The following is a 20,687-nucleotide window of genomic DNA, read 5'->3' on the forward strand; positions in this document are numbered from 1 at the left end:
CGGGTGATCAGTTCCCCGAAGGTCAATCTTCTAATCAACGGCGTTGTTGATTACGGGCGACCGCCCAAATTAGGGTCCGGTGATGGCCAGGGACTCCACCACTCGCGACATGCTGATCGACGCCACGGTGCAGGTCATGGTCGACGAGGGCTATGCGGCGGCGACGTCGCGCCGGGTGGCGGCCAAGGCGGGCGTCAAACCGGCGCTGGTGCACTACTACTTCCCCACAATGGACGAGCTGTACCTGGAGGTTTTTCGCCGGGGCGCCGCGGCCTACCTCGAACGCCAGAATGAGGCGCTGGCATCGGATCATCCCCTGCACGCTTTGTGGAGCACCCTCATCGAGCCGAAGGATGCCCGGCTGCTGCAGGAGTTCATGGGACTTGCTAATCACCGCAAGGATATTCGGGCCGAGATCGCGGCGTGGTCGGATCGCTGGCGGAGCATGCATATCGCCGCGCTCACCAAGGTGATTCACGAGAATGCTTTGGATGTGGCGGATTTCCCACCCGCCGGCCTCGCGGTCGTCGTTGCCGCCGTCGGTCAGACGCTCATCATGGAACAGTCCCTCGGTGCCACCCGTGGACACGACGAAGCCGTCGCGCTGGTCAGCCGACTCATCGACCGTTTCGAGAAGCCGGCCTGACTCAGGGCAGCACCACCCGCAGGCGCTCCCAACCCCTGACCGTCGAGGTCGGAGCCAACTTCGCTGTCTCGTAGTCGATTCCCCACTCGGGCCAGCGGTTCAGGAGCTCGTCGAGCGCCACGCGGCCCTCCAAGCGGGCGAGGTTCGCCCCGAGGCAATAGTGCACGCCCTTGCCGAAGGTGATGTGCGAGATGTTGTCGCGGTGAATGTCGAAGGTATCGGGATCGGCGTAGCGGCGGTGGTCACGGTTGGCGGCTCCGAACAGCAGGAGCATCGCGCTGCCCGCCGGAACGGTCGTGCCGTAGCACTCGAAATCCCTTGCCATCCAACGCGCGACATGGGGCCCGGTCGGTTCGAACCGCAGGGTCTCGTCGACGGCCCGGTTCAGCAGTGATCGATCCTCGTACACCTCGCGGCGCTGGTCCGGGTGCTCGGCCAGCACCTTGGCCAGCCAGCCGATCAGCCGACCGGTGGTTTCGTTGCCCGCACCGGCGACCACCTGCGTGTAGTGCAGCACCTCCTTGCGGGTCAGCTTCCGACGGACGCCGTGCTCGTCGTCGAACTCGACGTTGAGCAAGGTCGTCATCAGGTCGTCGGACGGGTTCTTCGACCGCCATTCGACGTAGTCGGCATAGATCCGTCCGTCCGCGATGGAGTCGGCGTCGGAGACCTTCAGCGGGGCGCCGGGTTTGGTGCGCAGGTTGGCGTCGTTGGCGTCGCGCACCGAAACCTGTTCGGACTCGGGGATTCCCAGCAGCATGCCGATGACGCGCATCGGCATCATCGACGCCAGCTCGGCGATGATGTCGAACCCGCCCGACCCGACCAGCGGATCCAGGCAGCGGACGCAGTACTGCCGGATCTGATCCTCGAGCTCCGCCATCCTGCGCGGCGTGAACACCCGCGACATCAGGCCCCGCAGCCTCGTGTGCTCGGGCGGGTCCTGGAACATCATCACGCCGCCGGGCATGTCGAACTTCGACTTGATCAGCTCGAGGATGTCGCTGCGCCGGTTGGAGAAGGTCTCCCAGCTTCCCAGGGCCTTCTCTACGTCCGAATGCCTTGACAGCGCCCAGAAGTCGTACTTCTCGTTGTAATAGATCGGCGCCTCTTCGCGCAGGCGCGCGTAGACGGGATAAGGGTCGGCGATGATGCCGACGTCATAGGGGTCGTAGTAGACGTCCGTGTCGTGTGCGACGCTCATCGGCGGTTCCTCACTTCAAGCCGCTGCCGGCGTCCACCCGAAGCGCTACGCCGGTGATGTAGCGCGACTCGTCGGAGGCCAGGAACAGCACGGCGTTGCTGATGTCTTCGGGGGTCACCCACGGGATGGGCAGAACGTGAAAGCTCTGGCACACCGGCGCAAGGTCGTCAGGCCCCGGGTTCTGCAACTCGGGACGAAAGGCGCGGTAGGTGGCCTCGTTGATCAGCGAAGGGGTGTTCACGTGGGTGGGGAGCACGGCGTTGACCCTTATCATGCGCTGGCCCAATTCGACGGCGAACGCACGCATCAGGCCGATGACTCCGTGTTTGGCCGCGACGTAATGACCGACGTACGGGTACGCCTTGAACCCGGCCACCGAAGACGTCAGGACCACCGATCCGCCGCCATCGCCGCGAAGGATATGCGGCACCCCGGCCTTCACGGTCTTCCACACGCCACTCAGGTTGACGTCGATCATCTCCTGCCACCGCGCCTCGTCGGCCTTGTGCAGTTTTCCTGCGGTGGTGCCGATGCCGGCGTTGGCCACGATGACGTCCAGGCGGCCCAGTTGTTCCACACCGTTGTCCACGGCCGTCTTCATCGCGTCGAAGTCACGCACGTCGACCTGTGCGGTCACCACGCGGGCACCGGCGTCTTTGACCATGCCCGCGGTGATATCGAGATCCTCCGCCGTCGCACCCGGCGCCGGCGAGGCGTCGAATGGGCGGCAGATGTCGACGGCGATGATGTCGGCGCCCTCCTCCGCGAGCCGGACCGCGTGGCTTCGGCCCTGCCCGCGCGCCGCGCCCGTTATGAACGCGACCTTGCCGTCCATCCGGCCCATCACCGCTCCGTTCCGTTTTGGGCGATCGCCCAAATTGGTGCACGCCATGTGTAACAGGACGGCACTGCGAACGTCAAGAGGTCAGGGCGGCGTCGATCAGGGTGGCCGCGGCCGCGCGGGCGTGGACGGCGGGGGCCGTGTCGTTCAGTGATGTCGCCATCGCGGTGGCACCCTCGAACAGCACGGCCAGCTGCCTTCCGAGCGACTCCGGATCGCCGGCACCGGCCTCCCGCGCCAGCGTGACAAGGCGCCGGGTGAACTCGCGCTTGTGGGCGCGCACGATCGCGTCGGAAGTCTTCAAGGCCCCGGCGGATTCCACTGCGGCGTTGTGGAAGGGGCAGCCCCGCACGACGTCGGATCGTGGAATGTCGAAGATCGCCAGCAGCCGCTCGCGAGCGGAAAGGCCGGTGTCGTCAAGGCGTCTCTCCGGCGAGCTTCCTCGGGCATCCACGTTACGCAGGTAACTGTCAACCAGGTGCTGCTTGCTGGGAAAATGTTGATAGAGCGTGCGTTTCGAAACATTGGCCTCATGCGCGATGAGCTCGACACCGGTCGCATGAATCCCGTTACGGTAGAACAACCGCGCCGCGGATCGCTCGATGCGCTCCCGCGCACCGCGTCCACCGCGCTGGTCCGTCATCGGCGTCGGCATCGCCCGATTGTATACCGCTCGGTTTACAATGCGCGAGATTGTCGCTATCGTCAGAGTTTCATATAAACCGATCGGTTTACCGGGAGCTCGTATGACGAAGCCGCAGCAGCCGCAGCCAGCGTGGGGACCGACCGAGTCTCGTGTGGTGAGCTGGCGGGACCCGATCGGGACACATGCCGCCGTCGGGTCGATGTCCGGGTTGTCATACTGGCAAGCGGTCGCTGGGGGCAGCCTGCCGCAGCCGCCCATCGCCGAGCTGATGCGGATGGATGTCGTCGAAGTCGACAGCGGCCGTATTGTCTTCAGCTGCAAGCCCGATGCATCGATGTACAACCCGTTGGGAATGGTTCACGGCGGGGCGGTGTGCACCTTGCTCGACACCGTAACGGCCTGCGCGCTGCACACGACGTTGCCCCAAGGCGTGACCTACACGTCGGTCGAGATCAAAGTCAATTACCTCAAGGCGGTCACCGTCGACAGCGGACCGCTCACCGCCGTCGGCACCGTCGTGCGAGCGGGCTCGCGGATCGGGTTCGCCGAGGGACAGGTCACCGATGCCTCGGGCGATCTCGTCGCCACCGCCACCAGCACCCTGCTCGTGTTCGCCGCTCGCTGAAAGGATTTGTTGCCGAATGTCTTCCATCCTGATCACCGGAGCCAGCCGCGGCATCGGTCGCGCCCTCACCGCCGAATTCGCACGCCGGGGACATCGCGTCGTGGCTACCGCCCGCGACCCGCGCGCGCTGGCGGACCTCGACGCCGACGAGCGCCTGGCGCTGGACGTCACCAATGACGCCAGCGTGGCCGCGGCGGTCGCCGCCGCCGGTGAGGTCGACGTCCTCGTCGCCAACGCCGGAGCCATCTTCTACGCCTCCGTCGAGGCAACCCCCGCGTCCGAGCTGCAGCGGCTGTTCAACCTCAACACCCTCGGCGCAGTGCGCGTGGCGCAAGCAGTGTTGCCGCAGATGCGTGCCCGGGGCGACGGCAAGCTTCTGTTCATGTCGAGCGTCCTCGGACGGGTCGTCCTGCCCCCCGCGGCCGCGTACGCGGCGACCAAGTGGGCGATGGAAGCGCTCGTCGAAGCGCTGGCCATCGAGGCCTCACCGTTCGGCGTCCAGGCCGCGCTGCTGGAACCCGGCGCAGTCAGCTCGGGCGCCCTCGACGACGTGACCACATACAGGCTGCCCGACGACCCGTACGCCGCCATCCTTGGCGGCGGTGGTCTCCGCGCCGGAGCCATCACCCCCGAAGAGGTTGCCGCCGAGATCGTCGACGCCGCGGAGAAACCCGGACTGCCGCTGCGTATTCCGATCGGCGATGCCGCACGGACGTTGCTGGCGGCAAGGCATGCCGCTCCGGATGACGTGCCGTTCGGCGGTTAGGCGTGACGCGCGGCCTCCTGCGCCAGCTGCACGCGTGAGGTGAGTCCGAGCTTGGTGTAGACGTGCGTCAGGTGTGATTGGACGGTGCGCGGTGAGACAAAAAGCCTTGAGGCAATGTCGTTGTTTCCGAGGCCTTCGGTGACCAGTCGGACGACATCGTGCTCGGCCGGGGTGAGCGACGCCCAGCCGCTTGCGGGGCGCCTGCGCTCACCACGTCCGCGCTGCGCGTAGGCGATCGCCTCATCGGTGGACAAGGCGGCGCCCTCACCCCATGCGTCATCAAACTCGTTCTGGCCCATCACGTCTCGCAGTGCAGCTACCGAGGCCTCATAGGCGGCGTCGTAGACCTTGAAGCGCACTGCGCCCATGCTTTCCCGAATCCCGCCTGCCGCCCCGAACAGCCGCGCCGCTTCGCGGTGAGCGCCGGTTCGGGCCGTTACTGTGCCGAGACATTCCAGGGTGTCAGGAAAGCCCAAATACGCCTGCACACTGGCGGTGATTGCGAGCGCATCATGGGCGTCACGCTCAGCTCGCTGGAGCTCGCCCTGCGCGATCAGCACCCGGGCGCGCGTGGTCAAGGCATGGGACAGGTAATTGCCGCCCGTCGCGGTAGCGACAGCTTCATCGGCAGCCTGGCCGGCCGTGAGCAGGTCCTCACTGGCCAGCGCAGCCTCCGCTCTAGACCGATGACGCACCCCGACGGTCTGGGCCAGTGCACTCAAGTGCGGCCAGGCAGCGATCGCCTCCAGCGTCGTCGTGACATCCCCGACGGCCAGCGCGGCATCGGCCAGAGCCCTGCAGGCGACCCCCTTGTGAATGTCGCCGCACTCCGACGCGGCCTCGATCGCCGCCTCGGCGACGGCGCGGGCAGCCGTGTCCCCCTGGTACGCCAGTACGCAGCCCAGCAACCCCAGCGCACTCGCCTCAACGAGGACGTCGTGAGCTGCCTTGGCCTCGACCGCCAGCTCGGTGAATTCTTTGGCGGCCCCGGCAAGCTCACCCCGCAACATCTGGGCCACACCCAAGCACCAGCGGCACGCGCGGGATACAAACTTGTCACCGATCGCCTCGGCGAGGTCGCGTCCTTCTTCGGCGGCGGCGCGCACCGCCATGGGGTCACCCGTGGCGATCGCCGCCACCGCCTGCCACGGAAGCACCTGGCTCAGAATCCAGCGATCGCCGGCAGCGCGGGCGAGCTCGATCGCCTCGGCGAAGTATTGCCGGGCGACCTCAGGGTTGTTGAAGGCGGCGACGTAGCCGCAGGGGATCAGCGCGCGGGTCAGCACGGCAGTACCCTCGACCTCGCGTGCGATCGCCAGTGCCTGCTGGGCCCGATCCGCGCTGTCGGCCGTGCCCATCCGCACGGCGAGCATCGCCCCGTCCGCCAGCGCGCGCGCCCGCACGGCGGCGCTCACCTTGCGGCCATGTGCGTCATCGTCGGCAAGGGCGGCGTCGAACCAGGCCAGCCCTTGCCGGTGCCGGCTTCGTGTGAGCCACAACGGTTGCAGCGCGGATGCCAAGGTCAACGCCAGCTCGATAGCGGAGCTTTCGCGGCGCCACTCGAACGCGGCGCGCAGATTGTCGATCTCGATCTCGACCTGCTCGAGACGCTGTTCGTAGTTGCCGTCTGCCGGCGCATCGAGCCGGATTGCCAGAGCGGTGTAGTGGTCGCAGTGCCGGGTGCGCACTGCGTTGGCTTCGCCGGACTCGAGCAGTTTTTCTTGGGCGTACTGGCGCACCGTTTCAAGCAATCGGTAGCGCGTTGCGCTACCGATTTTTTCGGCCACCACGAGGGACTTGTCCACCAGCAGCGTGAGCAGGTCTAGAACCTGGAATCGCTCCACCTCGCCGGAGCCCGCCACCCCTTGAGCGGCCCTGAGATCGTAGCCACCCAGGAAAGCGGCCAGCCTGCGGAACAACACTCGCTCGGGCTCGGTTAAAAGTGCATGCGACCAGTCCACCGAGGCGCGCAAGGTTTGTTGTCGGCGCACCGCCGTGCGCGCGCCGCCGGTCAGCAGCCGAAACCGATCATGCAGGCTGCCCAGGATCTCGGCCAGCGACAAGGCCCGCACCCGGGCGGCCGCCAGTTCGATCGCCAGCGGCATGCCATCCAAACGCTCGCAGATGTCCGTGACGGTGGCGATGTTGTCGTCGGTCACGGCGAAGCCGGGCTCGGCCAACCGCGCCCGGTCGGCGAACAACTCGATCGCTTCATCGACCGTCGACAGCGACGGCACCCGCCACGTCGCCTCGCCCGCCACTCCGATCGGTTCTCGGCTGGTCGCCAGGACCGTCAGTCCCGGCGCCGCACCCAACAGCGTAACAATCAGCTCCGCACACGCGTCGAGCAGATGCTCGCAGTTGTCCAACACCGCCAACAGATGACCGCCGCGCACGAACCGCAGCAGTGTCTCGATCGTCGAGCGGCCTGGTTGGTCCGGAAGCCCAAGTGCGCGGGCCACCGTCACGGGCACAGAGGCAGAATTGGTGATTGGCGCCAGGTCCACATACCAGACACCCTCGGCATACTCGCCGACCAGTTGGTACGCGATTTCGGTTGCCAACCGCGTCTTGCCTACCCCGCCGGCCCCGGTCAACGTCACCAGACGGTTCTGCGCCAACAGCTTTCGCACTTCGTCCAGCTGTGGGCCGCGACCCACAAAGGTGGTGAATTGCGCCGGAAGATTGTGCGCTTCAGAGCTCTTCGCGGCGCGCAGCGGCGGGAACTCGCTGCGCAGGTCGGGATGACACAGTTGCACAACGCGTTCCGGACGGGGAACCCCGCGCAATTCGTGCATGCCCAGCTCGGTCAGCCACGCGTCGGCCGGCAGCGCGTCGACGACGAGCGACTCGGTCACGCCCGAGAGCACCGTTTGACCGCCGTGGGCGAGATCGCGCAGCCGCGCCGTGCGGTTGATCGTCGGGCCGATGTAGTTGCTCTCGTCGCGCAGCTGCACCTCGCCGGTGTGCACGCCAATGCGCAAGCTGATCGGAGCGAGTGGTGCCCGCTGCAATCCGAGCGCGCACGCCACCGCGTCAGTGGCCCGCGCGAAGGCCACCACGAAGCTGTCGCCCTCACCCTGCTCCACCGGCCGCACCCCGCCGTGGGCGACCAACAGATCCGACAGGACCCCGTCCAACAAGCAAAACGCCGCGGTCATTTGCTCAGGCTGCGACTCCCACAACCCGGTGGAGTTCTCCACATCCGCCAACAGCAACGTCACCGTGCCCGTCGGCAACAGCCCACTCACGCCAAAAGCGCTCCAGTCCACCCCCGGTAGGTCCGCATATGAATCGATCTCGCTCATGCTAGCCAGCCTGCGACACGGCCGAAATAGAAACATCAGCTAAAACGCGCATAAATCGCCGCCCGCTGGCTATGCAAATCTCCGCGACGGAAGATAGCCACCGTGACTTACACCAAGGACACGACGGGCCTGCTGGTTATCGATCCCTACAACGACTTCATCTCGCCGGGCGGGAAGGTGTGGGACCGGTTGAAGGGCGTGATCGAGTCCAACGACTGCGTGGCGCACATGAAACAGATTCTCGACGCCGCCCGGAGCGCGAATATCCGCGTCTTCTACGCGTTGCACCGCCGCTATCGGCCCGGAGATTACGAGTCCTGGAGATATGTTGCGCCGGTCCAAAGGGCGGCGTGGTCACGAAAAACATTCGAGTACGGCACGTGGGGCGGTGAATTGCACAGCGATTTCACGCCGCAATCCGGAGACATCGTCGCCGATGAGCATTGGTGTTCGAGCGGCTTCGCCAACACCGACCTGGACCTTCAATTGAAAAGGCACGGCATACAGGGCCTGATCATTATGGGGCTCATCGCGCACACGTGCCTGGAAGCCACCGTTCGATTCGCCGCCGAACTCGGATACGACGTGACGGTGGTTCGCGACGCGACGGCCGACTACTCGGACACCGAAATGCGCGCCGCCCTCGAGGTGAATATCCCCAATTACGCCAGCGCCATAGTGTCAGCCGACGAGGTGCTCGCCGCTATCAATCCGTGAAGATTTGTCTCGGGGGTGTGAAAGCTTCGTTAACAACGCGGCTCCCTCACCAACAGACCCGCACGCTGGGAGCATGACGCTCTTTGAGCTGCTTCCCTCGCCTCGGCGGGCTCTGGCCGTCCGCGGCGACGGCATGAACCGCTGGACGGCGGTGGCCGTGCGGATGCTCTCGGGCGCGGTATCTCTGCGCGTCACCGCCGCCTACGCGGCGTTGCTCCTGGCGGTTTCGGCGACGCTCACGGCCATGGGTCCGCATGCGCGGGCCGTCGCGGTGAGCCAGATGAGCACGAACCTGCACAACCTGGCGCACGGCCGCGTGGCCACGTTGATCGGCAGCGCGTTCGTCAACGACGGCGACGACGTATACCTCTGGCTTCCGGGGCTGGTCTGCCTGCTGGCGCTCGGTGAGATCATCTGGCGCAGTACAGGTTTGATCGTCACCTTCGCGGTCGGCCACATCGGCGCCACGGCGCTCGTGGCGGTGGGGCTCGTCGCCGCCGTCGAGAACAGGTGGGTCCCGGTGTCGGTCGCCCGCGCGACCGACGTCGGAATCAGCTACGGGGCCGTGTGTGTCCTCGGCGCGCTGACAGCATCCATCCCCGCGCGCTGGAGGCCGGCCTGGATCGGCTGGTGGCTGGGGGTCGCGATGGTCGCGGCGTGGGGCGCGGACTTCACCGCCGTCGGTCACGTCCTGGCGCTTTTGTTGGGCATCGGCCTGTCGTCGCGATTGCCGTCAATCGAACACTGGACGCGCTGGCGGGTTCTGCTGCTGGTGGTCGGTGGCACATTCGGCTACCTGGTGTTGTCCGGGTGGTGGGTCTCGGCGCCCGTCGCGGGCGTGACGACGGCCCTTGGCGCGCACGCGTGGGCCCGCGCGGTGCGGTGGCGCGATCGGACGGCCCCGGCGTCAGGTTGATTTCGCCTTGAGATCCCGGTCCTTGCTCGGCTGCACCCGCTTCGGTTCGCCCGGCATCTTCGGGTAGTTCGGCGGATACGGCATGTCGCCCAGCCCGCGCTCCTCGTCGGCCTTGACCATCGCCAGCAGCGGATCGATGGACTGCGCGACGGAATCGATTGCCGCCCAGGGGTCCTCGCGGCGCCGCACCAGATCGGGCACGGTCGCCATCGTGTAGTCGTCGGGGTCGGCGTCGGCCAGCTCGTCCCACGTCAGCGGCGCCGACACGGTCGCGATGGGTGTCGGCCGCACGGAATACGCCGACGCCATGGTCCGGTCGCGGGCGTTCTGGTTGAAGTCAATGAAGATCCGCGCGCCCCGTTCCTCTTTCCACCACGAGGTGGTCACCGCCTCGGGCGCGCGGCGCTCGATCTCCCTGGCCAGCGCGATCCCGGCCCGGCGCACCGCGACGAAATCCCACTCGGTGGCGATCCGCAGGAACACATGAACGCCGCGTCCTCCGGACGTCTTCGGGTATCCCACCAGGCCGAGCTCGTCGAGCAGGGGCCGGAGAACGTCGACGGCGACGGCCCGCGCCTGCTCGAATCCGGTGCCGGGCTGTGGGTCCAGGTCGATGCGCAGTTCGTCGGGGTGGTCGGCGTCCGGGCAGCGCACCTGCCAGGGATGCAGCGTGATGGTGCCCATCTGGGCCGCCCACACGATCGCGGCGGGGTGGGTGACCTTGAGGGCGTCGGCGGTGCGGCCGGACGGGAATGTGACCTGGCACGTCTCCAGGTAGTCGGGATGGTGCTGCGGCACCCGCTTCTGATAAATCTCCTCGCCGTCGATGCCGTCCGGGAAGCGCTGCAGGTGCGTGGGCCGGTCCCGCAGGCTCGCCAGCATCGGACCGCCCGCCACGGCGAGGTAGTACTCGACAAGCCGCCGCTTGGTCCCGTTGGGGCCGAGCCTGGGGAAATACACCTTGTCCGGATTGGTCAGACGCACCGCGATGCCGTCGACGTCCAGCTCCTCTGCAGCAGCCATATCCTCACCCTATGGACCTACCCGTGATGCCGCCGGTCTCACCCATGCTGGCGAAGTCGGTGCCCTCGATTCCGCCGGACGCGTCATACGAGCCCAAGTGGGACGGATTCCGGTCCATCTGCTTCCGCGACGGCGACGACGTCGAGCTCGGCAGCCGCAACGAACGGCCGATGACCCGGTACTTCCCCGAACTGGTGGCGGCCGTGCGGGCCGAGCTGCCGCCGCGGTGCGTCATCGACGGCGAGATCGTCATCGCGACCGACCACGGCCTGGACTTCGAGGCGCTGCAACAGCGCATCCATCCGGCGGAGTCGCGGGTGCGCATGCTTTCCGAGGCGACCCCGGCGTCGTTCATCGCCTTCGACGTCCTCGCGCTCGGCGACGACGACCTCACCCGGCGCCCGTTCAGCGAGCGCCGCGCCGCCCTTGTCGGCGCGTTGGCCGGCGCCGGGCCGTCGATCCACGTCACGCCCGCCACTACGGATCTGGCGACGGCGCAGCGCTGGTTCTCCGAGTTCGAGGGGGCGGGCCTGGACGGTGTGGTCGCCAAGCCGCTGACCGTGACGTATCAGCCGGACAAGCGGGTCATGTACAAGATCAAGCACGAGCGGACCGCCGATTGTGTGGTGGCCGGCTACCGGGTCCACAAGTCGGGCTCAGATGCCATCGGCTCGCTGCTGCTCGGCCTCTACCAGGCTGACGGGCAGCTCGCGTCCGTCGGGGTGATCGGCGCCTTCCCGATGGCCGAGCGACGCCGGCTCTTCGCCGAATTGCAGCCCCTCGTCACCGGTTTCGACGATCACCCCTGGAACTGGGCCGCGCACGAGGCCGGCGAGCGGACCCCGCGCAAGAACGAGTTCTCGCGCTGGAACGCCGGCAAGGACCTGTCCTTCGTGCCGCTGCGCCCCGAGCGCGTGGTCGAGGTCCGCTACGACCACATGGAGGGTCAGCGGTTCCGTCACACGGCCCAGTTCAACCGGTGGCGCCCCGACCGGGACCCGCGCTCGTGCACCTACGAGCAACTCGACCAGCCGCTCACCTTCAGCCTCGGGGACATCGTCCCCGGACTCGGCTCCGTGCGGGAGGGTTGAGTTTCACCACAACGGAGGCGGCCACGGACGATTAGTGACTTCCGGTGGCGGATTCTCGCCGTCCCAGATCGAGGTGGGCCGACCGTTCTCCGTCACATTGCCATGGCCGTAATTGGCGGGATACCAGGTGTGGCAGATCGACCAATCCCAATCGATGTACTGATTAGGCGCATATGGCATTTGCTTGGGATTTCCCGGGCACCAGTGGTAGGGGCCGTCGGCATGCGCGATCGCCGGTGCCAGCCCAAGAGCCGCCATGCTCAGGCCGCCCAACACCACAGCGGTCGTCGCGGAGCGCGTGATTCGTCGGTTCTTATTCATGGCAATCCTTTCGCCGCCTGGCCCCATTTCGGTAATCGGCTCACGGTGTGCCCGAGCACATGAACGGGAAACCGCACCATGGCTTTTGCAACGCCTCGGGCGGCGGCGGCGGAGGTCCCTCCCAGATACCGGGGGCAACGTTGCCATGCCCCCAATAGACGCCCCACCAGCTATGGCATTGATTCCAGTCCCAGTTGACATCGGTCCCCGGGCACCCCCGTCCGGTGTCCGGGTGAAGCCCGCTGTGTTGTTCCCCCGGGCAGCACATATAGGGTCCGCTTGCGCCGTGCGGCACCGGGTCGTCCGCCAGGGAACCGTGCGTCGGAGTAAAGCCGGGCCCGGCTTGGGCGATAGCCGGTGCCACTCCCAATAGGGCCGCCGTGCAGCCGCCGGACAACAACGCGCCGGCAACGACTTTGCGTAATCTTCGGGTGGCGCTCATCGCAATTCCTTTCGCCTCAATGTCCGTGAACGTAATCCCGGCGGCTTGCGGAAATCTTGCGATTGTCGATCACCGATTCGAGCGTTTATCCGCGCCCTATAGCGGGCACGCGACCGCCATGTCAGTCACATCGTTTCAGGACCTGCCACTGGCGGACCGCGACCGCAAGTGGGACGGTGACGCCGCGGAGAAGCGAGTTCGCAAGTGGGCCGGCGCCGAGGACGGGCCGAACCAGAAGTACCGCGACGCCCACGTCTGGTACGACGGCGACAAGAAGGACAACTTCACGGGCTACAAGCTGCTCATCGCCGACGTGGTCGGCGGCGACCTTCAGGCCGTGCCGCGGGGCGTGATGGCGGCGGGGGCGATCATGGACGGCGCGCGCGGCGGCATCAATCTGCCCGAGAGCGACGTCCCCCGGGTGAAGAGCCACCTGGCCAAGTACTACACGAAGATGGGCGAGAGCCCACCCTGGAAGCGCTGACCCCGCGCCGAGCGTGCGCAGTTGTGCGCGAATACCGGCGTGTCGTTGTACAAACGCGCACGCTCGCCGGGAAACCGGACCCGAGCTACACCGCGACCGTCAGCTCCGACAGTCCGCGCAGCGTGACGTTCGCCTTATACTGCGGATCGCCGGCCAGGCGGGCATGCGGGAAGCGCCCGGCGACGGCCGACAGGGCGACCCCCGCCTCCAGCCGCGCCAGCGGCGCGCCCAGGCAGTAGTGAATGCCACGCCCAAAGCCTAGGTGGCGCAACGCATTCCGCTCGGGGTCGAAGGTGTCCGGCCGGTCGAACTCGGCGGGGTCGCGCTGGGCCACGGCCAGCAGCAGCATCATGATGTCGCCCGCGGGCACGTCGACGCCGCCGATCGTCACGTCGGCGAGGGCGACCCGGCTGACGAGTTGCACCGGCGGGTCGTAACGCAGCGTCTCCTCGACGATCAGCGGCGCACGCCCGGGATCTGCGCCCAACGCCGTCCAGTGCCGCGGATTGCGGAGCATCGCCAGGACGGCGTTCCCGATCAGGTTGACGGTCGTCTCGTGCCCCGCGATCAGCAGCAGGTTGCAGGTGGAGACGATCTCGTCCTCGGTCAGCTGATCACCGGACTCTTCCACCGCGATCAGCCCCGACAGGAGATCGTCGCCGGGTTCGGACCGGCGCCGCTCGATGAGGCCGTGAAAGTAGTTGCGCAGCCACGTCACCGCCTCGATCCGAGCGTTCACCACGTCCTGGGGAACGCCGACGACCGTCGAGAACGGGTCCAACGCCTGCGCCAGTACCGCCGACGCACGGCTGAACTGGGGCTCGTCGTCGAGCGGCACGCCGAGCAGCCGACAGATCACGGCCACAGGTAGCGGGTAGGCGAAGTCCTCGACGACGTCGAACTCGCCCCGGTCGGCGATCCGGTCGAGCAACCCGGCCACCAGCGACTCGATCCCGGGCTGCAGGGCGTTGACCACCCTCGGCACGAAAGCCTTGCTCACCAGCCTCCGCAGCCGCGTGTGATCGGGCGGATCGAGGAACAAGAACCCGGGCGGGAACGGCCGGCGCCGCCACACGCCGGCCTCGATCTGCCGCCTGGCGACCGTCGAGTTCATGTTGTCGCTGCTCGACGACGGGTGCCGCAGCACGTCGTCGCAGTCGCGGTAGCTCGAGAAGACAACGAGGTTGGCGTCGGACAGTTGCACCGGTCCGTGGTCACGGAACTCGGCGCCCAGCCGATAGGGGTCGGCGCGATTGGCCGGATCCATCAGCCGCAGCAGCATCGCCCTGGAATGGGCCTGCGCCGCCGTCATGGGACCATTCTGCCCGTCCCGGGAGCGGCGCCTTGGAAACCCGAGGTCGCGGCCTGCCGAAGGCGGCGCTCAGTCCTATTGGCGGCGACCCGCTGCGCCCGGCTAACGCCTTCGGCGGCCGCGCTTGCGATCGCCACCGGTCCTATTGGCGGCGACCCGCCGCGCCCGGCTAACGCCTTCGGCGGCCGCGCTTGCGATCGCCACCGGTCCTATTGGCGGCGCAAGAAATTCACGATGTGACCGGCCAGCTCTTCGCCGGCGTCCTCCTGCAGGAAGTGCCCCGCGCCGCGGATGACGGGGTGCTCGATGCCCTGCGCGCCGCGCATCTCCCGCTGGAAGATCGCGCCCATCGGGCCGGTGATGGGATCGCTGTCGCTGAACGCGACGAGCATGGGCGTGGGGCTGACACAGAGCTTCGCCCACGCCGCCTTGTTGGCCGCCGCCGCGGGGTCGTCGGGTGAGGTTGGCACGAGCGTCGGCATGGCGCGCGGCCCGGCGCAGTACTCGTCGGACGGGAACGGTGCGTCGTAGCCCGCCCGCACCTCGTCGCTCATCTGCTGACGGCACCCGCCCTGGACGAACCAGCCGACGTTCAGCGTCGGAGTCGTCGTGATGGCCTCGCGGAAGCGCCACCAGATCTCGGCCATCGGCTGCTCTCCGTTGGGCAGGCCGGTGTTCGCGACGACAAGCCGCGAGAACCGTTCGGGGTGCTCCGCGGCCAGCCGCAGGCCGATCAGTCCGCCCCAGTCCTGGCAGACCAGGGTCACGTTGCGGAGGTCGAGCACGTCGAACGCGAGCGCACGCATCCACTCGACGTGCCGCGCGTACGTGTGGTCCTCGCGGCGCGTCGGCTTGTCGGAGCGGCCGAACCCGACGAGGTCCGGGCAGATGACGCGGTGCCCGGCGTCGACGAGAATCGGAATCATCTTGCGGTACAGGTACGACCACGACGGCTCGCCGTGCAGCATCAGCACCGGGTCGGCGTCGTCGGGGCCGTCTTGCACCCACGCGACCCGCAATGTCCCGCCCTCGCCGTCCGAGATCTCGGAATAGCCTGGCGCGTAAGGAAAATCGGGCACATCGTCGAATCGGTCGTCGGGTGTCTGCAATGTCTGCATCTCAGGTCCCTTCGGTCAATCCGGACAACGCCGGCTGGGTCATCAAGCGATCGAGGAATCCGCGCTGGCCCTTGAGCAGCTTGTCACGCGCCGCCGCCACCGGGAACCAGCCGACCCGGTCGACTTCGGGAAACTCGCGCATCGTGCCCGAGCCCTTCGGCCACTCGATCGAAAAGGTGTTGCTGCGCGCGTCGGTCACGTCGAGGTCTGCCCGCACGGCGAAGGCGGCGACGAGCTTGCCGCTGGGTTGCTTGAGCGTGCCGAGGTCGGTGCGGGGGCCGGCGGGCACCGCCAACCCGAGTTCCTCGCGGAACTCCCGCTGCGCCGCCTCCCACGGGTCGTCGCCGTCGGCATACTCGCCCTTGGGGATCGACCAGGCCCCGTCGTCCTTGCGGGCCCAGAACGGGCCGCCCGGATGCGCGATCAGGACCTCGACGACGTCGTCGACCGTCCGGTACAGCAACACACCGGCGCTGAGCTTGGCCAAGTTTCAGACCCCGACGGCGCGTTCGAGGTCCTTCAGCGACGACTCCAGGTGCGCGAGGAGCCGTTGCAGGTGCGGCACGCTGCGGCGGCAGCCGACCAGGCCGAAGTCGATGTTGTCGGCGTTGCTGACCAGCGTGATGTTCAGCGCCTGCCCGTCGAGGACGATGGACATCGGGTAGTTGCCGTCGAGGCGGGCGCCCCCGTAGTACATCGGCTGGGTCGGACCCGGAACGTTCGAGATGATCACGTTGAACGGCGGCGGCGTCGACGGCACCCAGCCCGGAATGGCGACCAGGCCGAGCGAGGCCATGTTGACCGCCGACAGTGCCAGCGCCTGGAGGCGGGGCAACTGCGAGAACACCTTCTTGTTGCTGCGCATCGACTCGCTGATGGTCCGCAACCGCAGCGCGGGGTCCTCGGCATCGGTGGCCAGGTTGCACAGGATGGCACCCACCAGGTTGCCGCCCGCGTCGGCCTCGTCCTCGGTGCGCAGGCTCACCGGGACCATGGCGAGCAGTGGAGTGTCCGGCAGGGCGCTCTGCTCGAGCAGGTAATAGCGCAGGGCGCCGGAACACATGGCCAGCACGACATCGTTGACCGTCACGCCGGCGGCCTTCTTGACGTTCTTGATCCGCTCCACCGGCCACGACTGCGCGGCGCAGCGGCGGGCACCGCCGATCTTGACGTTCAACATGGTGCGGGGCGCGCCGAACGGCAGCGTCAGCTGCTGCTCGAGCAGCGCCGCCCGGGCCAGCGACACGCTCGACGGGGCAAGCGCGGCAACGGATCCCGCGGTGCGGATCAGCCTATTGAGCGGCGACGACCGGGCCACTTCGCGCTTGCGCTTGGGCAGGGCCCAGGGAGCGCGGATCTCGCGGTCGTCGGGATCGGTCGACAACGCGCGCTGCATCAGCTTGAGCGCCGAGACACCGTCGACCAGCGAGTGGTGCAGCTTGGTGTACACGGCGAACCGGCCGTCCTTGAGGCCCTCGATCACGTGGGTCTCCCACAGCGGGCGGTGGCGATCGAGAAGGCTGCTGTGCCAACGCGAGGTCAGCTCGAGCAGTTCGCGGACGCGCCCCGGCGACGGCAGTGCGGAGCGGCGGACGTGATAGTCGATGTCGATGTTCTTGTCGTACGCCCAAGCCAGGTTCGCGATCCCGCCCCAGAACGACGCGGGATGCTTGAGGAACGTGGGCTGGAAATCCTTTTGCGCGACCAGGGTTTCGTGGAACTCGCGGACGAACCCGCGACCGGCGCCCTGGGGCGGCTTGAACAGCTGCAGACCGCCGACGTGCATGGGATGCTCGCGGGACTCTCCCAGCAGGAAGATCGCGTCGGTGGGGGCCATCAGTTCCATCCACCAATTAAAGCGCGCGGCGCAAGCCCCGATAGTTTCTTCTAGAACATCGCCGCGGTGCTGACTTCGCGGTGGTGGCGCATGTACTCGACGAGCCGGTCGACGTAGCTGCCGAACGACGGCACCTCGATGCCGCTGCCGGCGAGATCGGCGCGGCAATGCTCGGTCAGGTAGTACGTGGGGTGCGCGAAGTAGTCGACTGCCTCCGGCGGAATCCGCATCAGACGGTAGAGCCCCGGAACGTACGCCAACGACGCCTTGGCCACCGACCGCGGCAGCCGGACCTTGACCAGTTGACGACCCGTGGCCTCGGCCAGCACATCGGCCATCTCGTCGACGGTCAGCGGCCGCGGGTCCGCCAGTTGGTACGTCTTTCCCTCGGAAGCGGGCAGGCCGCTCAGATACGCGACCGCGTCGATGACGAAGTCGCGCGGCACCACGTTCACGCGGGTCGCGGTCGGGTCACCCGCCACGGGCATGACCGCGAGCCGGGGCTGCCGCAGCAGCCACTGCATGACGAAATAGGGCCCGTCGAACTTCTGCGTCTCGCCGGTCCGGCTGTCCCCCACCACTATCGCGGGGCGATAGATGGTGGCCGGCAGGCCGGCGTCCATGTGCCACCGCACGTCCGCCTCGGCGAGGTTCTTGGTCTCCTCGTAGTAGTTGTTGAACGCCGCCCCGACCTCGAGGTCGTCCTCGCTGAACGGGCCGGAATAGCGCCCGCTGACGTAGCAGGTGCTGAAGTAGTGCAGACGCGTCAGGCGCGGACAACGCTCCAGCGCGTCGAGGACGTGCCGGGTGCCGTCGACGTTCACCCGTACCGCCACGTCCCGGGGCACCGTCAGGTCGTATGCCGCGGCGAGGTGCCACACCTCCGTGACATCGGCGAGGGCGTCCGGGGCGAGGCCGAGGCCCGGCTCGGTGATGTCGCCCTCGGCGAGCTGGATCCTGCCCTCCAGGAAGGGGTCCGACGTGCACAACTGTTCCGCGCGCCGCTGCGCCGCCGCCCGGTACTTCGGCTGCACCAGACAGGTCGCGGAACCGTCGGTGCGTTTGAGGATGTTCGGCAGCAACGCGCTGCCGAGGAAGCCCGGGAACCCTGTCATCAGAACGGTCATTGCGACACTCCCTCGCCCGATGGCGTTCGATACCGAAAGCGTTGGTGCGCAACATCGCGCACTCATCGCCCCAGTCGAGGCTAGCCACGTCCCCCGCACCCTGAGACGGGTCTTTCGGCCCACCTTGACCGCCATTGGTCCCCGTGTTCTTGACGAAAGGTCGGCCGCGTCGGGGCGAGTGTGAAACCACGGCGTTGAGCGTGTATCCACGGCGCTATTTCGGCCGAATCTCCGCCCTGCATACACACTCAAAACCCTGAGTACACACTCAAATGCCGGCGGGCTCGAGAGGGGCGGCCGCACCGGGGCGAGTGTGAACCACGGCGTTGAGTACACACTCAAGAAACTCAACCCTTGCTGTACAGCGCCTCGATCTCGTTGGCGAACCGCGCGGCCACCACGTTGCGCTTGACCTTCAGCGTCGGCGTCAATTCGCCGGTCAGGACGGTGAAGTCGACCGGCAGAATGTGGAACTTGCGGATCGACTCGGCGTTCGACACCGTCTGGTTGGCGGCCTTGACGGCCAGGTCGATCTCGCCGATCAGGTCGGGATCGCCGGCCAGGTCGGCGACCGACGCGGTCGCCTCCTTGCCGTGGTGCTGCTTCCAGACCTCGAAGCCCTCCGGGTCGATCGCGATCAGCGCGGCGACGAACGGCCGGTTGTCGCCGACCACCATCGCCTGGCTGATCAGCGGGTGCGCTCGCAGCTGGTCTTCGAGCACCGCCGGGGCGACGTTCTTGCCGCCCGCCGTCACGATGATTTCCTTCTTGCGGCCGACGATCGACAGGAATCCGTCGGCGTCGATCGAGCCGAGGTCGCCGGTGTGGAACCAGCCGTTGACGATCGCCTCCTGAGTGGCTTTGTCGTTGTGCCAGTACCCGTTGAACACCACGCCGCCGCGCACCAGCACCTCGCCGTCGTTGGCGATCGCCATGCTGTTGCCGGGCAACAACTTTCCGACCGTGCCGACGCGTTCCTCGCCGATGCGGTTGACGGTGATGGCGGAGCTGGTCTCGGTCAGGCCGTAGCCCTCGTACACCGTGAGCCCCACGCCGCGGTAGAAGTGGCAGAGCCGCTTGCCGAGGGGGGCTCCGCCCGAGACGGCGGCGGTGCAGTCGCCGCCGAGCGCGGCGCGCAGCTTGCCGTACACCAGCCGGTCGAACAGGGCGTGCCTGGCCCGGAGCAGCGTTCCCGGACCGCCGGCGTCCAGCGCCGTGCTCCACTCGATGGCGGTGCGGGCGGCCAGGTCGAAGACCCAGCCCCGGCCGCTGTCGCGGGCGTTCAATTCGGCTGTGTTGTAGACCTTTTCGAACACCCGGGGCACCGACACCACCACGGTGGGCTTGAAAACGCCCAGGATGGCAACCAGGTTCTTGATGTCGCTGGTGTAGCCGATGGTGACCTTGTTGGCGAACGCCGACATCGACAGCGAGCGCGCCAGCACGTGCGCCAGCGGCAGGAAGACCAGCAGCCGGCCGCCCTTGCGCAGCAGCGTCGGAAAGCAGTCGGCCGCGCCGCGCGTCTCGTAGAGCAGGTTCGAGTGGGTCAGCTGACAGCCCTTCGGGCGGCCCGTCGTGCCCGACGTGTAGATGAGCGTGGCCGCGTCGGCCGACCGCAACCCCGCCAGGCGCTCGTCGAGCAGGCCCGCGTCCACCGCCTTGCCCGCCTCGGCGAGCTCGTCGAGCGCCGCCGGACCGCCCTCTAGGTGCAGGATCTTGCGCAGGTTCGGCAGCTCGTCGGTGAGCTCCTTGACCAGGAGCGCGTGCGCGTCGGTCTCGGCGATCACCAGCACCGCGCCGGAGTCCTCCAGCACCCAGCGCACCTGCTCGGCCGACGACGTGTCGTAGATGGGCACGGTGACGGCGCCCACCGAGAGGATCGCGTAGTCGAGGATCACCCACTCGTAGCGGGTGCCCGACAGGATGGCCACCCGGTCGCCGGCGTTCACCCCCTCGGCGATCAGGCCGAGCGCGGCTTCCCGGATCTGCCGGGCGGCCTCCGCGCACGTCACGTCGGTCCAGACGCCATCGACCTGGCGCTGAAAGATGACGTGCCGGGGGTCGTCGCGCTCGTGCGCGTAGACACTGTGGACGACGCTGTCGTGCTCTTCGACCGTGAAGCCGGCCGGGACGCTGTATTCACGCATAAAGCAACACTCTCAAAAGATGGGCTGTGGGCCCGACGGTAGTCGGCCCGACCACAGGCTCGCAGTGGCCGAAGGTCACCGCTTCGCGGCGCGTCGCCTGATTGCCGACACACCGG

19 protein-coding genes are annotated in these 20,687 nt (G+C 67.5%); 7 read left to right on the plus strand and 12 right to left on the minus strand.

Going from position 1 to position 20,687, the window contains the following annotated elements:
- Positions 1-82: 82 nt before the first annotated feature.
- Positions 83-646, plus strand: a complete 564-nt coding sequence (locus GPY60_RS18615; RefSeq protein ID WP_231639717.1) for a TetR/AcrR family transcriptional regulator — start codon at positions 83-85, stop codon at positions 644-646.
- A gap of 1 nt (position 647) precedes the next feature.
- On the opposite strand, the gene GPY60_RS18620 is transcribed toward GPY60_RS18615, so the two are convergent.
- The 3 genes from GPY60_RS18620 to GPY60_RS18630 form a co-directional block, all read right to left on the minus strand.
- Entirely contained in the window at positions 648-1,850 is a 1,203-nt protein-coding gene (locus tag GPY60_RS18620) for a cytochrome P450 (protein ID WP_156689167.1), read from the minus strand.
- A gap of 10 nt (positions 1,851-1,860) precedes the next feature.
- A complete protein-coding gene (locus tag GPY60_RS18625; RefSeq protein ID WP_156689168.1) occupies positions 1,861-2,694 on the minus strand; it encodes a mycofactocin-coupled SDR family oxidoreductase in 834 nt (277 codons plus the stop codon).
- A 73-nt stretch (positions 2,695-2,767) separates the two neighbouring features.
- A complete protein-coding gene (locus GPY60_RS18630; protein ID WP_156689169.1) occupies positions 2,768-3,346 on the minus strand; it encodes a TetR/AcrR family transcriptional regulator in 579 nt (192 codons plus the stop codon).
- 91 nt (positions 3,347-3,437) lie between these two features.
- Here GPY60_RS18630 and GPY60_RS18635 point away from each other — a divergent pair, with 91 nt between their 5' ends.
- On the plus strand, positions 3,438-3,962 hold the full coding sequence (locus GPY60_RS18635) for a PaaI family thioesterase (protein ID WP_156689170.1): 525 nt from the start codon (positions 3,438-3,440) through the stop codon (positions 3,960-3,962).
- 16 nt (positions 3,963-3,978) lie between these two features.
- Positions 3,979-4,728: an SDR family NAD(P)-dependent oxidoreductase gene (locus GPY60_RS18640; RefSeq protein WP_156689171.1), complete on the plus strand. Its 750-nt coding sequence runs from the start codon at positions 3,979-3,981 to the stop codon at positions 4,726-4,728.
- Here the strand turns inward: GPY60_RS18640 and GPY60_RS18645 are convergent.
- Positions 4,725-8,036, minus strand: coding sequence for a LuxR family transcriptional regulator (locus GPY60_RS18645; protein ID WP_197283736.1), 3,312 nt, complete (start codon positions 8,034-8,036; stop codon positions 4,725-4,727). The genes GPY60_RS18640 and GPY60_RS18645 overlap by 4 nt on opposite strands.
- A 102-nt stretch (positions 8,037-8,138) precedes the next feature.
- Between GPY60_RS18645 and GPY60_RS18650 the strand changes: the two genes are divergently transcribed.
- Both GPY60_RS18650 and GPY60_RS18655 read left to right on the plus strand, forming a co-directional pair.
- On the plus strand, positions 8,139-8,753 hold the full coding sequence (locus GPY60_RS18650) for a cysteine hydrolase family protein (RefSeq protein WP_197283737.1): 615 nt from the start codon (positions 8,139-8,141) through the stop codon (positions 8,751-8,753).
- Between the two features lie 163 nt (positions 8,754-8,916).
- Positions 8,917-9,669 carry a rhomboid-like protein gene (locus GPY60_RS18655; RefSeq protein WP_370462760.1) on the plus strand — a complete coding sequence of 251 codons (753 nt, stop codon included), beginning with the start codon at positions 8,917-8,919 and terminating at the stop codon, positions 9,667-9,669.
- On the opposite strand, the gene ligD is transcribed toward GPY60_RS18655, so the two are convergent.
- Positions 9,661-10,692 (minus strand): non-homologous end-joining DNA ligase, encoded by a 1,032-nt coding sequence (ligD, locus tag GPY60_RS18660; protein ID WP_156689174.1) that lies wholly within the window; start codon positions 10,690-10,692, stop codon positions 9,661-9,663. The two genes, GPY60_RS18655 and ligD, sit on opposite strands and share 9 nt — an antisense overlap.
- An 11-nt stretch (positions 10,693-10,703) precedes the next feature.
- Here ligD and GPY60_RS18665 point away from each other — a divergent pair, with 11 nt between their 5' ends.
- Positions 10,704-11,783, plus strand: coding sequence for an ATP-dependent DNA ligase (locus GPY60_RS18665; RefSeq protein ID WP_156689175.1), 1,080 nt, complete (start codon positions 10,704-10,706; stop codon positions 11,781-11,783).
- Between the two features lie 3 nt (positions 11,784-11,786).
- On the opposite strand, the gene GPY60_RS18670 is transcribed toward GPY60_RS18665, so the two are convergent.
- Positions 11,787-12,104, minus strand: a complete 318-nt coding sequence (locus GPY60_RS18670; protein ID WP_156689176.1) for a hypothetical protein — start codon at positions 12,102-12,104, stop codon at positions 11,787-11,789.
- A 560-nt stretch (positions 12,105-12,664) separates the two neighbouring features.
- Here GPY60_RS18670 and GPY60_RS18675 point away from each other — a divergent pair.
- Positions 12,665-13,030, plus strand: coding sequence for a hypothetical protein (locus tag GPY60_RS18675; protein ID WP_156689177.1), 366 nt, complete (start codon positions 12,665-12,667; stop codon positions 13,028-13,030).
- Positions 13,031-13,115: 85 nt separating this feature from the next.
- Here the strand turns inward: GPY60_RS18675 and GPY60_RS18680 are convergent, their stop codons facing one another.
- The 6 genes from GPY60_RS18680 to GPY60_RS18705 form a co-directional block, all read right to left on the minus strand.
- Positions 13,116-14,342, minus strand: a complete 1,227-nt coding sequence (locus GPY60_RS18680) for a cytochrome P450 (protein ID WP_156689178.1) — start codon at positions 14,340-14,342, stop codon at positions 13,116-13,118.
- Positions 14,343-14,551: 209 nt separating this feature from the next.
- Complete coding sequence (locus tag GPY60_RS18685) at positions 14,552-15,460, minus strand: haloalkane dehalogenase (protein ID WP_156689179.1); 909 nt, start codon at positions 15,458-15,460, stop codon at positions 14,552-14,554.
- Position 15,461: 1 nt separating this feature from the next.
- The gene (locus GPY60_RS18690) at positions 15,462-15,947 is read right to left on the minus strand and encodes an NUDIX domain-containing protein (protein WP_156689180.1); all 486 of its coding nucleotides are present in this window, start codon (positions 15,945-15,947) and stop codon (positions 15,462-15,464) included.
- Between the two features lie 3 nt (positions 15,948-15,950).
- Complete coding sequence (locus GPY60_RS18695) at positions 15,951-17,306, minus strand: WS/DGAT/MGAT family O-acyltransferase (RefSeq protein ID WP_156689181.1); 1,356 nt, start codon at positions 17,304-17,306, stop codon at positions 15,951-15,953.
- A 41-nt stretch (positions 17,307-17,347) separates the two neighbouring features.
- Positions 17,348-18,424: an SDR family oxidoreductase gene (locus GPY60_RS18700; RefSeq protein ID WP_156689182.1), complete on the minus strand. Its 1,077-nt coding sequence runs from the start codon at positions 18,422-18,424 to the stop codon at positions 17,348-17,350.
- Between the two features lie 347 nt (positions 18,425-18,771).
- Positions 18,772-20,571, minus strand: coding sequence for an AMP-dependent synthetase/ligase (locus GPY60_RS18705; protein WP_156689183.1), 1,800 nt, complete (start codon positions 20,569-20,571; stop codon positions 18,772-18,774).
- Positions 20,572-20,687: the final 116 nt, after the last annotated feature.

Source organism: Mycobacterium sp. Marseille-P9652 (assembly GCF_902652685.1).
Lineage (GTDB): Bacteria > Actinomycetota > Actinomycetes > Mycobacteriales > Mycobacteriaceae > Mycobacterium.

Coding starts and splice junctions, on each gene's coding strand:
- GPY60_RS18615 (WP_231639717.1), top strand. CDS start 83: ATGGCCAGGGACTCCACCACTCGCGACATGCTGATCGACGCCACGGTG.
- GPY60_RS18620 (WP_156689167.1), bottom strand. CDS start 1,850: ATGAGCGTCGCACACGACACGGACGTCTACTACGACCCCTATGACGTC.
- GPY60_RS18625 (WP_156689168.1), bottom strand. CDS start 2,694: ATGGGCCGGATGGACGGCAAGGTCGCGTTCATAACGGGCGCGGCGCGC.
- GPY60_RS18630 (WP_156689169.1), bottom strand. CDS start 3,346: ATGCCGACGCCGATGACGGACCAGCGCGGTGGACGCGGTGCGCGGGAG.
- GPY60_RS18635 (WP_156689170.1), top strand. CDS start 3,438: ATGACGAAGCCGCAGCAGCCGCAGCCAGCGTGGGGACCGACCGAGTCT.
- GPY60_RS18640 (WP_156689171.1), top strand. CDS start 3,979: ATGTCTTCCATCCTGATCACCGGAGCCAGCCGCGGCATCGGTCGCGCC.
- GPY60_RS18645 (WP_197283736.1), bottom strand. CDS start 8,036: ATGAGCGAGATCGATTCATATGCGGACCTACCGGGGGTGGACTGGAGC.
- GPY60_RS18655 (WP_370462760.1), top strand. CDS start 8,917: ATGCTCTCGGGCGCGGTATCTCTGCGCGTCACCGCCGCCTACGCGGCG.
- ligD (WP_156689174.1), bottom strand. CDS start 10,692: ATGGCTGCTGCAGAGGAGCTGGACGTCGACGGCATCGCGGTGCGTCTG.
- GPY60_RS18665 (WP_156689175.1), top strand. CDS start 10,704: ATGGACCTACCCGTGATGCCGCCGGTCTCACCCATGCTGGCGAAGTCG.
- GPY60_RS18670 (WP_156689176.1), bottom strand. CDS start 12,104: ATGAATAAGAACCGACGAATCACGCGCTCCGCGACGACCGCTGTGGTG.
- GPY60_RS18675 (WP_156689177.1), top strand. CDS start 12,665: ATGTCAGTCACATCGTTTCAGGACCTGCCACTGGCGGACCGCGACCGC.
- GPY60_RS18680 (WP_156689178.1), bottom strand. CDS start 14,342: ATGACGGCGGCGCAGGCCCATTCCAGGGCGATGCTGCTGCGGCTGATG.
- GPY60_RS18685 (WP_156689179.1), bottom strand. CDS start 15,460: ATGCAGACATTGCAGACACCCGACGACCGATTCGACGATGTGCCCGAT.
- GPY60_RS18695 (WP_156689181.1), bottom strand. CDS start 17,306: ATGGAACTGATGGCCCCCACCGACGCGATCTTCCTGCTGGGAGAGTCC.
- GPY60_RS18700 (WP_156689182.1), bottom strand. CDS start 18,424: ATGACCGTTCTGATGACAGGGTTCCCGGGCTTCCTCGGCAGCGCGTTG.
- GPY60_RS18705 (WP_156689183.1), bottom strand. CDS start 20,571: ATGCGTGAATACAGCGTCCCGGCCGGCTTCACGGTCGAAGAGCACGAC.